Source organism: Aminobacter sp. UC22_36 (assembly GCF_044056035.1).
In the GTDB taxonomy this organism is placed as follows: domain Bacteria; phylum Pseudomonadota; class Alphaproteobacteria; order Rhizobiales; family Rhizobiaceae; genus Aminobacter.
Genome location: NZ_CP171996.1, coordinates 2,596,950 through 2,609,022 on the forward strand (window position 1 = coordinate 2,596,950; position 12,073 = coordinate 2,609,022).

The window sequence follows — 12,073 nt, forward strand, 5'->3', positions numbered from 1 at the left end:
AAGGATAAGGCCCCGGGCCAGCCGGGCATCTGCGTGCCCTGAACAAACTACTGGTTCTGGGCGCCCATCGGAATGATGGCACGCCGGGGCAGGCGCCGGATCCTCCAGAATAGCCGCCGGATTTCGCGCATTGCCTTTTCGGATCGCGACAGCCGCACTTTCGGCCGCGGCAGGCGTGGTGTCGCCCGCCGTTCCGGCTCAAGATTGCTCGGCAGCGTTATCTCGTGGCCGGGAAAAAACATTTCCTGGATGCCGATGGCGGGCGACAATTGCCAGCAGGGCGTCTGGTGCCTGGTCATGTCGAAGACAAAATCGTCCACCGGACGGTCGATCTTGCTCGCTAGCCCAACCAATTGTGCGGCCAGGCGCTTGGAGATGACATAGGCGGCGGCGCCATTGTGGAAACTGTACAGCGGCAGCAGGCGGTGCCCCATGATCTTGCGTCCTTGTCGGCCGACCAACACGGGATTCAGCGTCGTTTCGAGCTTGATCAGGTCGACCCCTGCAGGAATCCACGCGTCGTCGCTCAGAAAAAGGGCGGCATCCTGGCTGAAATAGACATCGTCTTCGAGCACGACCGCATGCGCGTCGCTGCCTTCGGCGATGCGTTGCCACACAGCGATATGGCTCATGAAACAGGCAACTTCGCCTGGTGACCAATGGTGGTGATCGCGGACAACGAGCCGGTTGATGATGTCGTCAGATAGCACGGTCTTGTCGATCGCGCTGAAGCGCTCGAAGCCCAGCCCCATCCGGCGGAAGGCCGCGGTCATCCAGGCCAGCCGTTTTGTCTCCCGATCAAGGTTGATGACGAAGCACCGCATTGGATCTTTCCCCGCTCGCCTGCTGATCGCAGAACGGTCGGTGCCGGTCAATTCGATGCAGTTTCCCCAGGCGGAAACACCCGATTTTGGCTCTCAAGCCAGTAGTACATCCTTACGTAGTTTTGATAGGCAAGGTGTTTCCCACTCACATCTGTTGCTGCTGGCGCCTTGGAAATCCCTTGCGGCCCGATGTAGTAGAACTCGTCTCCCATTGCTGCCAGCGGCATGTGGTGCGCGGGTGCTTGCTCAAAAATCGAAAATCCCATGAAGGCGTTTTTGACTCTCTGAAATGAAAGCAGATGCAGCAGCGTGGGGGCGAAATCGACCGATGTACGATAGTCGGCGTCGAAAGCCGCCGGCAGTGTCAATCCCCTGTGATGAATGATCAAAGGGATGCGGTCGACGAAGTAGGCTTGGTAGTCGTCAGCCTGCAAGGCCTTGACCACGGCGGGCTCGGGATAGGTCGCGTGATCGGCCGTAATTATCAGGATCGTGTTGCCGGAGAAACTCGAGTTCTGAAAGTAGTCTAGGAAACTTCCGAGCTGCGCATCGAAATTGTGCATCCGGTTCAGGGCAGGGTTATCGCCGTTGCCATAAGTCACGCCGGCGCTGTCGGAATCCAGGAAGGCGTGGGTGCCGACATTGTAGGTCGCGACAAAGAACGGCTGCTTATCGCCGCCTGAGGCCTGTTTCTCCAGGAAGCCTTTCAGGCCGGAAAATATCTCGGCGTCGGCAGCATCAGACGTGCCGGAACTGAGCGCTGCCGGTCTTCCACCCAACAATTCAGGGAGTGTTTCCACGGTGTAGACCGTTTCAAACCCAAGTGACTTCAGCATGATGTTGAAATTGGCGCCCTCAGCGCTCGAGGACAGAAATGCCGTCTTGTATCCCTGGTCCAGAAGGATGCTGGGTATCGTCCGGTAGTTGATGCTCTTGAGGTTTGCGGTGTTGTCTTCGCCCTCGGCCTCCCAGCCGCCACTTTCAGCGCCGCCGTTTCTTGGATATCCGGAAACCAGTTGTCCCTGAATTCCCCTATAGGTGGCTGCCGTGTGGCTGAAGTAATTGTAGACAGTCATCGAGCGCGCGGCGAAGCGGTCAATGTTGGGCATCAGGTCCTGATGCTTGCCGCCATAGGTTCCCAGAAAGCGGGCAGACAGTCCCTCGGCAAAGATCACGATGACGTTCGGCCTGTCTGCCGCCGATTGTGCTTTGTCAAACGACAAAGGGCTGGAATAGGCCTTGTCCCGCAACAAGGGGTAGCGGTCGTGGATCGGCAGGCTGATGCCTTGCCGATCCAGCGTGTCGGCCATGTCCGAGAGGCTGTTGCGAGCCCTGTGCAGATCGCGAAACTTGCGGGCAAGAGATGTGACCGGTGCCATATCCGGACGCAACTGAAGGGTCCTTTCGGTGAAGGAGGAGCTGTCAAACATGCCGGCGAAGAGCAGGCAGGCAACTGGGGCAACGATAACGAGGCCCTTTCCGGGCCGGCGGAGCACCGCCTGCCTGCGCGCCTTGAGGGCGACCAGAGAAATGCAGGTCCAGCTTCCGAATCCAATGGCTGCGATGATGAAGAACAGCGGCTTTGCCGCATACTGGCTGCCGTCGGTGTAGTTCTCCAATGCGAGAACGGAGATGTAATGCCCTGACAGATAGGCTGAAAAGCCCTGCACCATGTAGACCAACATCACTAGCAAGGGCACGCTGAGAAACACGAGTAATGCCGGCATGGCCAGCGAATTGGCACGCTGAACATGCCAGGCAACAAGCCCGAGCACCCAAAAGAACGCGAGCTCGATCGCCGGCAGCAAGATGGTGCTGGTGTTGATGGCGAATGCTGGATTCCGCTCTCGCAGGGCCATCAGTAGGAGGGCGAGATACAGAGCGTAGATGGCCACGAAATAGAGCGCGTAGCTTCGCTTCAAAAGGCTCTCGGTCAGTTTCATCTGTAAGTCGTTTGGAAATCACTTCAATAAAACAGAATCATATTGTGACGATCGAATCGCAACGAGGGCGATGTATTGGCCGGCCGCGATGTTTAGTCTAGGCATGCGTATAGTCGTTGCCGTCGCAAAGAGGATTGCATGCTTCCATGCAGCCTTTCGGTCTTCTCCCGGACATGGCCAATAGTGCAGACGAATCGATTGAATTAGCGATCCATCATGCAGAAGACTGCCATTGTCCAGGCCGCCGCTTTGCGTCTCCTGATCGAGGTTCGTAACGCAGTCGCGTGTTCTTTGTCTCCAGTAGTCCGAGAACTGAAGGGGCGCGTTGCGGCTATTCAATTCTTCCAGCAGATTCAAGTAGGTCGCCGCGAATTGTAGAATTGAGATAATTCAATAAACATTGTTATGCGGATTACGCCAAGTTATTTGAATGGTATTCGAAAATGTAATCTTGTGCGAATTTTGTTGTGCCTAAGGTGTTGGGCGGGGGGTGCGGTGTATCCGGAGGAATTCATGCCTTCTGTACGGAAGATTGCTCTCGTTTTTGTGTCACTTTCGCTGTTGGCGGCCTGCCAGGCCGATACGCGGCGGTGCAAAATTGAAAGCGGCGACGCTGCTTTTCGAAAGAGCGACCACTGCGAGCGTGCGGCAAAGCCGGCAGACGGCAGCGATCGTCCGGAGCGGCAGGTCAGACAAAAGCCTGTGACACCCGTGACACCCACAGAGCCGGAACCAGAAGGTCCGCTTCAACCGTAGTGCTGGCCTAGATCAGGCTCAGCTTGGCGCAGCTGCAGGTCGCCGAGGTGCGGAACAGCAACATCGACGAGATCGCGATCAGCGCGTGGTGACGTCGGGCCCGAGATATGCGGAATGGAGAATGGTGGGCGATATAGGGATTGAACCTATGACCCCACCCGTGTGAAGTGTCGGCCCGGTTCGGAAACCGCAGAAAACCAGCGTTTTTGCTGCGTCGTTTTCGGCAATGTTGGCAATCCGTTCACCTTCCGGGCACGGTCGTTGGTTCACGTGTGACACTGGGAACACCCTTGCGCGGTATAGACGCGATGAATTCCAGCAATTCGCCTCGTCGATGGAACCACTCGCCACGCACTCGCAACCTACAGAACCGGCGGTGCAAAGCCTTCTCATCACTTATTGTCCCGGACAGTATCGCTAGGAGAACAACGGGATGCGGGTTCATCGACTGAATGTCCCAGAGACGGGCCAAGAGGTTCGAGCGGCGAGCATAGCCGATCTTCACGTAGCCATCCGTGGCGGCAAAATAAACGTTGCCCTCGTAGGGCTCGCCCCACTTCGCAATTGTATCGGCGAGGTCGCGCCTGTCAGGGTCCGTATCAATTGGATTGCCGTATTTCTCCAGGTATTCCAGCACCGCCTGCTTCGTAATGCGGATATGGTTGAAGCCGACTCCTATGCTGAACGCCGGAAGTCGCCCACTGGTAACGATGGTATGAACGGTGGATCGCGAACAGCCCCATTCCTTCGCGAGCGACATCGAGGAGTAGACTTCAGCCAATTGCCTGCACCTCCGCAAAACCGATGTCGAGAACGTCGGCGGCGTCCTGCATGTGACCAGGGGCGAAACGAGCATAGACCTTCTCGGTGATCCGGCTGTCGCTGTGACCCAGATACTGGGCAATCTTGGACATCGGGATACCAGCCTCGGCCTGCCATCGTGCCGCCGAGTGCCTAAAGACGTGGGCGGTGACATCTTCAAGCCGAGCCTTCTCCGCTGTCTTCGCGAGCGATCGCTTGACCGACTTCACAGGTGCACCGTTCCATTCGATGACATACTTGCTGAGAGCCGCCTTGCGCGCCTCGACGAGAGCGACACGAACGCTCTTGTTCATCGGCACGGAGGCGCGGCCTTTACGCTTCTGCGTCGACTGCTGGTCATCCAGATGGATGATCCCACGAACGAAATCGATCTGCTCCCATGTCAGCGTAAGCAGGGCCTCTTTTCGCCCGCCGGTGGTTATCGCCAGGATGATGAACAACCGGACATGCTCGCTGGTCGCGTTGTCGATGAGCAATTGCACATCGGATCTTGAAAGCCATCGATCGCGTGGCGCCGGCTTCGGCGGCATAGGGATGTAAGGCGCAAGCTGGATGCGGTTGCGCTTCTTGGCCCATTCCATGACGATCCGGAGGTGGTTGAGCTCAGTCCAGATCGTGCCGTCTGATCGGCCGTTGGGATAGGCCGGCTTGCCGGGAATGCCAGGAAGGCCCGCGATAGCCTCAGTCGGCTGCCGTCGCCATTTGATGTAGGCGTGGACAGTCTCGTCGCCGATGCTCTCAGCAACGCGATCGCCGAATGTCGGCTCGAGCGCCTTCCATGTGGTCAACATGCTCTCGGCGATCCGGTGCCCGGCTTTCTCCTGCCGGTAGGAATCCCACAACTTCCTGACCGTCTGGCCTGGCGCGCTCTCTTCCCGTTTGTTGAGATCGTCGACTGCGGCTTGGGCCGCTACCTTGCTATCCGTGCCAAGCGAATTTCGGTGACGGGCGCCGCTCTCGTCATAGTAGACCGCGACATAGCCTCCGCGCAGTCTTCCGAGACGGTATTTTGGCATTGATAGTCCTCCACGGCCTTGGGATCGATCCTGAGTAGCTTGCCTACCCGGAAAGCCCGCAACTGGCCGGCATTGATGAGATTGCGCACATGGCGCTCGGAGCAGCCCCAGTTGATAGCCAGGGTCCGCGGGGAATAGACATTCGGGTGTGGCGTCATTCCGCCTTATCCTTCTGTGTAACAGGGGCGGGGGAAGCGAGAGGGCCAGCGAAGACATAGATGATGTCACCGGGCCGGCAATATTCAGCGTTGGCCACATTGGTATGTAGCTTGGGATCGTACCGAACAGCCTCAATGAGCCCGTACCTCTCGGCGGTTTCTTGGATTTCCCATCCATCCATGTCGCCACCATCAAAGGCGACACGACACATTTCGCGCGCGAATTCGATCAGCTTTTCCGTCTCCACCCTTCTACCCATTTGCTTCTCCCTCGGGTGATGCATCTCTGTCGATGGTGCAGTTGACTGAGGGGATGCGGTCTTTGTGGTCTTTGTCTACGCCCCACACGACACGCGTCACTTTGGCGACGAATGGGCCGTCTTTGAGATGAAACATCACATGCTCGCCTACATGCGGCACTGCCGGCCATTCCCGCGTCGCGTAGTCTTTCCCATCGAGAGTGAAATAGATGCGGAATGTCTCACCCATTTCGATCTTCCTTATTGAGGAGGCGGGAAAGGGCGTCCGTCACGCGCAGGTACGCATCGAACTCGGCCAAGTCGATGATCGTCAGAGACGGGTGCCGCACGACAAATTCGCGCGCGGCGACTTGCCTATCCTCCAGTTCAGCTATTCGCTTATCCTTGGCGTCGAGGGCGATTTCCGCTGCCTCCAGCTTGTCGATCAGATCAACGCGGCTGGCCCCCGCAACACTGCGAAGGCGCTTGATCTCAGCGTTCATCACGGCGATGACCGCCCGTGCCTCTGCAATCTCAGCGCTCATTGCTGTTCTCCTGGAGGGCTTTCAGGGTGGCGATCAGGAGGGCGATGGCGGGGGTGGGCGCATGGGCGCATTTTGCAGGGAAGTGGTCTGCAAAATCCTTGCCCCGCCTCATCAAATCGCACGTCCATGGCCCTCTCTGCCGAAGCACATCAGCGTCCCATTCGCAGAGGTTTTCGACACGCCACCCCGGAAGCACGCGCTCTACCAGAGCAACGGCTGCGTCGAGGGAGGCGGTGTAAGGCGGCACGCTCTGGCCGTACGTATCCTCGTGGCACCGCTTGCAAGTGAAGCCGCTGTCGTAATCGTTGCCGTCTTCAATGCAGTAGTATTCGGTTTCCCGGTGAGCGCACCCGCCGGTGGCTTCCAAGATGTCGGCATTGGCCTCTGTCGATGGCCCTTCCAACTTCTCCAGCCGCTCGATAAGCCCGCGCAGGGTGTCGGTCATGCTGCGGCCTCCGCTGCGTCGCAGTCTTCGATTTCAATGGACGCCGACTGGCAGATGATGCCGCATGAAATGTCCGGCTCGCTCTCGTATCGGCCAAGGTCTGGCGGCAGGCGGTCAAGCGGGATGCGCTCAAGATGGCGGGTGCCGTCTGGATCGCGCCACTCACGCTTGCAGATGGCGCGGCCTAGCTCGCGCTCGATGGCGGCCATCTCTGCGAACCGTTCGGGGAAATCGACGCGGATCTTGTTCCAGTAGCCGGCTTGGCCCTTTACGCAGCCAATGCAGTTGTTGTTGCGGTAGCCGAGCTTGTACATGGCCGGCAGTTCGATCCCGGCTCGCTCAAGCATCGCCAAGCAATCGTCTTTCGTCAGGCCTCGCTCATGCAGGATCGGCCAGAAGTTGACGAATGGCTCAGCTTGGGCCGTTCGCAGGTGGCGCCTTTCGAATTCCTCCGTGGTGTACCCAAGGATGACAGTGTCGTCAGGGCGCTGGAAACCCAGACGCACCGACCGCTTCAACTCGGATGTGCATCGCGCACCGGTTGGGCCGACAAGAAACCTCGTCTTACGAAACACCACATCGGGGTCGCGGTCATAGTCGTCATTGCCGAGGATGAGGACTTCCTGGCCGAACCAGCGCTCGCAGTCCCTGAGAAACCGGATGTTGTCGGGATGCTCGCGTTTGCTGGTGTCGCAGTAGGCAACGACGACGTCGCGACCGTTGGCGGCCTGAATGGCAAGCTTCGTTGCGACTGCGCTGGCGGCACCACAGGAGAACCAGGAGACGATACGGCTCACAGCTCACCCCCTTGCGCGCTGGCACTAGGGGCGGTGAGAGCGGCGCGTTTCTCGGCGAGGCGATCACTTAGTTCGGCGCGGCTGTAGGCGCCAGCAAGATAGATCGGAACGATAACTGCCGCGATGCTAACGCCGCCAACCAGAGCCCCCAAAATGCTTGCGGCTTTTGCCGCACCAGCGAGACCGCCCGCTCCGACCAATGCGATCACGACCACTGTGCCAGGATGCTCGCCGACGTGAGGAAGAGTGCCGCACCCACGGGAAATCTGTCTTGCTACCCCGCGCAGCCTAGAGGCAATCATGGACCACCTCCGACATCATCTACCATAGGCAGGGCTTCGCGTGCCCACGCCGACCATTCTATGATGTCGAGCCCGCAGTTTTCCGCTAGGCCAGCTTCGGTTGTCGCACCCTTCGAATGCTGCCAGCCTGGCAGAAGAACGATGGTGTCTGCGCGATTGCAGATGAAGTCGCAGTACGCCGCGAACGCCTTTCGCTTGGGGAATACGTTCTCGGTCCAGCAGAACTCGCGCGGGTTGAACACTTCGTGCCCCTCGGCGCGTAACTGCTGCGCGACGGACATAAAGAGCGGATGATTCTTGTCGGGCATGCCCGAGATGGGGCCACTTAGATAAATGGTGCGCTTCGCCATGCTACTTGCCCTCCACAGCCGGGGAGCGGAGGTCGGCGTTCAGCCACTTCTCGCCATAGACGTGGACGACGCGAGTACCGTCCTGCTGGACGACGACGCCCGACTTGCCTTCGCGGGTGATGTAGTGGCCGATGATCTCACCGGAGAAGCCATCGTGTGCGATAGCGACATGCCCGGTCGGGCGATCCCCCACAGGGGCTGAGACTGGCGTAGGCAGGGGCGGGCTTGGTGGAGGCGATGGGCTGTCATACTGGCGTGGTGGCTCGCAGTTGCGGCGATCACCGCAGCACGGGTTGAGCTTGCAGGTGAAGACGCTACCCATCAGACAATCCCTTCGCCGCGTTGCTGGAGCATCATGGCGAGGTTCGCCACGTCGACCGGGTCGCCCTTCTCGACGTGCTTGCGCAGCATGATGGACAGGATTTCGGCGTTACAGGCTGGCCCTTCCCAACCGCCACGGCCTTCCTCGCGCTTCTTTGCGAGCTTCGCCTTCATGACGGCGGCGAAACGGTCGACCGCCAAATCGTCGGGGTGGGCCGCCTCTTTCTGGCTGACTGGCGAGGGGCATTCGCAAGACAGATAGCCGCCCTGACCACGCTCTTCATTGCCGCAGACAGGGCATGGGGTCTCTGCCTCTTTCTGGCTGACTGGCGCACCGGACGAGGACGCAAGCGCGGAAAGGACGTTGCGCAGGTCTTGCGCGCGAACGGAGATCGTCACGGCGCTATCGCGGTGAGCAGCTTCATGAAGACGTTCAATCGCGTCAGCAACGCCGGGGTATGTGCTGACTGGCGCTACCCGAGAGGCTTCGAGGGCGGCTGAAATGCGAGCTTCGAAGTCCGATTGAGCAGTGGCTTTGGCCTCGGCCTCCGAACCTGTTTCAGCCAAAAGCTTGGCTGCGAGCCCGACATGAGTAAGGCGAAAGACGTCGCCCTCGATAGTCACATGGTAGGAACTGTCGAACGAGGTGGTGGCGGTCCAGCCAACTACCTCTGAAAGCCACTCGACTACCTCGTTCAATGTCGCCTGAAACGTGTAACCCGCTTCATCCTCGTTGAAGTAGAGGTTGCGCCACACGCGTTGCATGAGATCAACCGATACGGTCTGCTCCTCCGTCACTCCTGCTGAAGTGGTGGAGAGGTAGGCGGAAACACCGTCACGCGCTTGCTGGCGGTATGCGGCTTTGACGACGCCGTTTTCAGGCAAATGGTCGTAGTTGTCGGCCTCCATGCTTTCGCAGATCGCGCGCGCCGCCGCTTCCAGTCCCGTCTTGTCGAGTTCATGCATGGGAGCGACCATCCAATTTGGCGGCAGGGCGTTTGCCGTGGCTAGGGTGAAAACCGAAGGCAATCTCGGCCTTCGCGCACGCGCTGGATGCAGCTTCGATCGTGTCGAATAGGCCTAGGTATTTGGTCTGCCCAGTTATCTTGACCTGCGCTTGCCACTTGCGGGCGCGCCTATGCCAGACAACCCCCATCACACCGGATGTGTTGTTGCGCGGCATTGACTGGTTTCGACTGTTCTCGGCGTTTGTGACGAGGCGCAAATTGTCGAGACAGTTATCACTGCGATTGCCGTTGATGTGGTCAACCTGAAGTCCGTCAGGGATCTGCCCGTTGATGTAAATCCAGATCAGGCGATGTGCACTCCACGTTTTGCCGGCGAATTTGATGCGTCGATAGCCCTTCGCACCAATGACGCCAGCGACCGTGCCCGCGTAACGCGAGTTCCAAATCTTCCCGGCCGCAGCCGTCGCGAAATGGTCGCTCGGGCGTTCGCGCCAGATCAGATGCCCGGCTTCCTCGTCGAACGCGAACATCTCGCGAAGACGCTTCTGTGCCCTATGCATGGGAGGAGCCCTCCGCTTTCGAGATGACGTCGCGGGCGCAGTGCAGCGCTGCCCACGTTTCGGTTGTCGCCTCGTCGGAATGATCGTTGGCCCACGCGCTGAAGTGCTCGACCATGCGCTGAAGTGCTCGACCATGCGCTTAAGCTCGCCCAGAAGATCAGGAGCGGCGGCGATCAGGCGGGCGTCCGCGCAATTGATCCCGCGAACATCGTAACGGTAGACGCTGGTGTCCTTGCGAGCCGCGTCGACGCCTACGATATTCTGGTCTCCGACCTCGAACTGAAGCAGGTCTTTTGCGTCGACCATACCGCCGCGTTCGGGCTGGAAGCGAGGTTGCGCACCGCGCATTCCCCATCGCGTAAAATCCATGACGTAGCGGCGACCACCGTGAACTGTAGCTAGATAGACGTGGTTGCTATTTGCGTTGCCGAACCAAGCCCATGGGCCCGCCGTATGCTTTGTTCCAGCCATGCTAAGCACTCCTGGCTGGGGAGGGAGCGGGGGCGGATTTGGAACGGGCGGCAAGCAGGGCATCGGCGACTTCGTAGGAGATTTCCGCGACGATCTTGAACGCCGCAACGCGCTCAGCCTTGCTGAAACTGCCGAGACCATTTGCGGAGGTCATGGCAGCAGCAGCCTGTTGACCGGCGAACCAGTCGCGAAGGCTCATGCCGTCGAGCCCGTTTGTCTGCCCGTACAGAACTGGAAATGCCGGACCGCCGTCTTCAATCTTCATGCTCATGCCTCTGTCCTCACTTGTGCGAACAAGGGGCGGACAGCAGCGATGATGCGCTTGCCTGCCTCGATGTCGCCGGTGATTGAAATTGTGGATCTGGTCACCGGATTTCTCCGGTGCGGCGGTCGACGACCGTGCCGTCCATCCGCTTTTTCAGATACGGGTGCGACAGGCTCGATTTCGGCTTCTTGATGCCGAGGTTTCTGGCCTTGGTGGATTTGATCTTGGCCCTTACCGTCGCTTCGACGCGGGTCTTGTTCTTGTGGGCATCGCCGATCACAGCCTGCAAATTGCGCTCGCGGTTTTGGCCACCGAGCCAAAGTGGGGTGATGTGGTCGAGACTCGATGCCGTCACCGGGGCGGAACGCGCGGCCAGTAAGTGCGCACTTGTCGCCCTGGCGCTCGACGATCCGCAGCTTGCAAGCCTCGGAGGGCTGGCTGTCATCTGTCCGACCGATCCATTCTTCGACTTCGCGGGCCATCAGAAGGCCTCCCGAGCAGTGCTGGCACCCGGCATATCGATCGCTTCGCCGCGGAATCCGGTCAGCACCGTTTCGAGCTCGGCAATGAGGATGAAGGAGACGTGGTCGCCGTTGGCGACTTCGGCGCGCAGCTGGTCGGTGGTTTTCACAAACTGCGAATAGCCGGCGGGCTCGCGGGTGTAGGATGAGACGGAGACGAGCTTTTTCATTCTGCCTGCTCCCACTTCTTGGCGATGACCGGCCATTTGCGCGTGATGGCCGCGATGATGCCTTCCGAAGCGAGGTCGTGAGCCATCATCTGGTACAGCTCACATTCCGCTTTGAGTTCTTCGATGCGGTTTTCGAGGCGGTTTTCGAGGCGCTTAATTTTCCGTTCGGCTGAGGTGGTCATGCCGCCCTCCGTTTGCGTTCATGGACATAGCCATAGGTCTGGGAAAGCCAGCGCTCGGCGGCTGTGAAGAAGGCTTCGAATTCGCCTTCCTCCATCTTGTCGAAGCTGGTCGAGCCGGGGATTGCGACCTTCATGCCGTTCGGCAGTCCGATCAGGTCGACGACGCCGGTTTCGAGTTTGAGGACTTCATGCAGGCGTTCGGCTGACAGTGCGCATTCGGTGGCATCAACCACTTCCTGCAGCATCGCCCAATAGGCGCGGTGCCGCCCGACGTTGCGGAATTCCTTGATCTCGATCCGGACGCGCTGACCCTGGCTGATGCCGTCGAGCGCATGGATGTCCATGTCCCATTCGGGCACCAAATGGTTGCCGCGGCGAACGAAGGCGTAGACTGGTTTTTCTGGTTTCTTGGCCATCG

The 12,073-nt window shown here is 59.2% G+C and carries 19 protein-coding genes; all 19 read right to left on the reverse strand.

Annotation, left to right across the window (positions count from 1 at the left end):
- Positions 1 to 47: 47 nt before the first annotated feature.
- Complete coding sequence (locus ACHMW7_RS15940) at positions 48 to 824, reverse strand: glycosyltransferase family 25 protein (protein ID WP_395451141.1); 777 nt, start codon at positions 822 to 824, stop codon at positions 48 to 50.
- A 47-nt stretch (positions 825 to 871) separates the two neighbouring features.
- A complete protein-coding gene (locus ACHMW7_RS15945) occupies positions 872 to 2,767 on the reverse strand; it encodes an LTA synthase family protein (RefSeq protein WP_395451142.1) in 1,896 nt (631 codons plus the stop codon).
- A gap of 997 nt (positions 2,768 to 3,764) precedes the next feature.
- Entirely contained in the window at positions 3,765 to 4,304 is a 540-nt protein-coding gene (locus ACHMW7_RS15950; RefSeq protein WP_395451143.1) for a helix-turn-helix domain-containing protein, read from the reverse strand.
- The gene (locus tag ACHMW7_RS15955) at positions 4,297 to 5,361 is read right to left on the reverse strand and encodes a tyrosine-type recombinase/integrase (protein ID WP_395451144.1); all 1,065 of its coding nucleotides are present in this window, start codon (positions 5,359 to 5,361) and stop codon (positions 4,297 to 4,299) included. The genes ACHMW7_RS15950 and ACHMW7_RS15955 overlap by 8 nt, the downstream gene beginning before the upstream one ends.
- On the reverse strand, positions 5,256 to 5,519 hold the full coding sequence (locus tag ACHMW7_RS15960; protein ID WP_395451145.1) for a helix-turn-helix domain-containing protein: 264 nt from the start codon (positions 5,517 to 5,519) through the stop codon (positions 5,256 to 5,258). The genes ACHMW7_RS15955 and ACHMW7_RS15960 overlap by 106 nt, the downstream gene beginning before the upstream one ends.
- Positions 5,516 to 5,779, reverse strand: coding sequence for a hypothetical protein (locus tag ACHMW7_RS15965; protein ID WP_395451146.1), 264 nt, complete (start codon positions 5,777 to 5,779; stop codon positions 5,516 to 5,518). Before ACHMW7_RS15965 ends, ACHMW7_RS15960 begins: the two co-directional genes overlap by 4 nt.
- Positions 5,772 to 6,008, reverse strand: coding sequence for a hypothetical protein (locus ACHMW7_RS15970; protein WP_395451147.1), 237 nt, complete (start codon positions 6,006 to 6,008; stop codon positions 5,772 to 5,774). The genes ACHMW7_RS15965 and ACHMW7_RS15970 overlap by 8 nt, the downstream gene beginning before the upstream one ends.
- Positions 6,001 to 6,303, reverse strand: coding sequence for a hypothetical protein (locus tag ACHMW7_RS15975; RefSeq protein WP_395451148.1), 303 nt, complete (start codon positions 6,301 to 6,303; stop codon positions 6,001 to 6,003). Before ACHMW7_RS15975 ends, ACHMW7_RS15970 begins: the two co-directional genes overlap by 8 nt.
- Positions 6,293 to 6,748 (reverse strand): hypothetical protein, encoded by a 456-nt coding sequence (locus ACHMW7_RS15980; RefSeq protein ID WP_395451149.1) that lies wholly within the window; start codon positions 6,746 to 6,748, stop codon positions 6,293 to 6,295. The genes ACHMW7_RS15975 and ACHMW7_RS15980 overlap by 11 nt, the downstream gene beginning before the upstream one ends.
- On the reverse strand, positions 6,745 to 7,545 hold the full coding sequence (locus ACHMW7_RS15985) for a hypothetical protein (protein ID WP_395451150.1): 801 nt from the start codon (positions 7,543 to 7,545) through the stop codon (positions 6,745 to 6,747). The genes ACHMW7_RS15980 and ACHMW7_RS15985 overlap by 4 nt, the downstream gene beginning before the upstream one ends.
- A 298-nt stretch (positions 7,546 to 7,843) precedes the next feature.
- The gene (locus ACHMW7_RS15990; RefSeq protein WP_395451151.1) at positions 7,844 to 8,197 is read right to left on the reverse strand and encodes a DUF4406 domain-containing protein; all 354 of its coding nucleotides are present in this window, start codon (positions 8,195 to 8,197) and stop codon (positions 7,844 to 7,846) included.
- Between the two features lies 1 nt (position 8,198).
- Positions 8,199 to 8,519 carry a hypothetical protein gene (locus ACHMW7_RS15995; protein ID WP_395451152.1) on the reverse strand — a complete coding sequence of 107 codons (321 nt, stop codon included), beginning with the start codon at positions 8,517 to 8,519 and terminating at the stop codon, positions 8,199 to 8,201.
- A complete protein-coding gene (locus ACHMW7_RS16000; protein WP_395451153.1) occupies positions 8,519 to 9,484 on the reverse strand; it encodes a hypothetical protein in 966 nt (321 codons plus the stop codon). The genes ACHMW7_RS15995 and ACHMW7_RS16000 overlap by 1 nt, the downstream gene beginning before the upstream one ends.
- Positions 9,477 to 10,517 (reverse strand): HNH endonuclease signature motif containing protein, encoded by a 1,041-nt coding sequence (locus tag ACHMW7_RS16005; RefSeq protein WP_395451154.1) that lies wholly within the window; start codon positions 10,515 to 10,517, stop codon positions 9,477 to 9,479. Before ACHMW7_RS16005 ends, ACHMW7_RS16000 begins: the two co-directional genes overlap by 8 nt.
- A gap of 1 nt (position 10,518) precedes the next feature.
- A complete protein-coding gene (locus ACHMW7_RS16010; RefSeq protein WP_395451155.1) occupies positions 10,519 to 10,788 on the reverse strand; it encodes a hypothetical protein in 270 nt (89 codons plus the stop codon).
- Between the two features lie 94 nt (positions 10,789 to 10,882).
- The gene (locus ACHMW7_RS16015; protein ID WP_395451156.1) at positions 10,883 to 11,137 is read right to left on the reverse strand and encodes a hypothetical protein; all 255 of its coding nucleotides are present in this window, start codon (positions 11,135 to 11,137) and stop codon (positions 10,883 to 10,885) included.
- 126 nt (positions 11,138 to 11,263) lie between these two features.
- Complete coding sequence (locus ACHMW7_RS16020) at positions 11,264 to 11,473, reverse strand: hypothetical protein (RefSeq protein ID WP_395451157.1); 210 nt, start codon at positions 11,471 to 11,473, stop codon at positions 11,264 to 11,266.
- Positions 11,470 to 11,655 carry a hypothetical protein gene (locus ACHMW7_RS16025; RefSeq protein WP_395451158.1) on the reverse strand — a complete coding sequence of 62 codons (186 nt, stop codon included), beginning with the start codon at positions 11,653 to 11,655 and terminating at the stop codon, positions 11,470 to 11,472. Before ACHMW7_RS16025 ends, ACHMW7_RS16020 begins: the two co-directional genes overlap by 4 nt.
- Positions 11,652 to 12,071, reverse strand: coding sequence for a hypothetical protein (locus tag ACHMW7_RS16030; protein ID WP_395451159.1), 420 nt, complete (start codon positions 12,069 to 12,071; stop codon positions 11,652 to 11,654). The genes ACHMW7_RS16025 and ACHMW7_RS16030 overlap by 4 nt, the downstream gene beginning before the upstream one ends.
- Positions 12,072 to 12,073 lie beyond the last annotated feature (2 nt).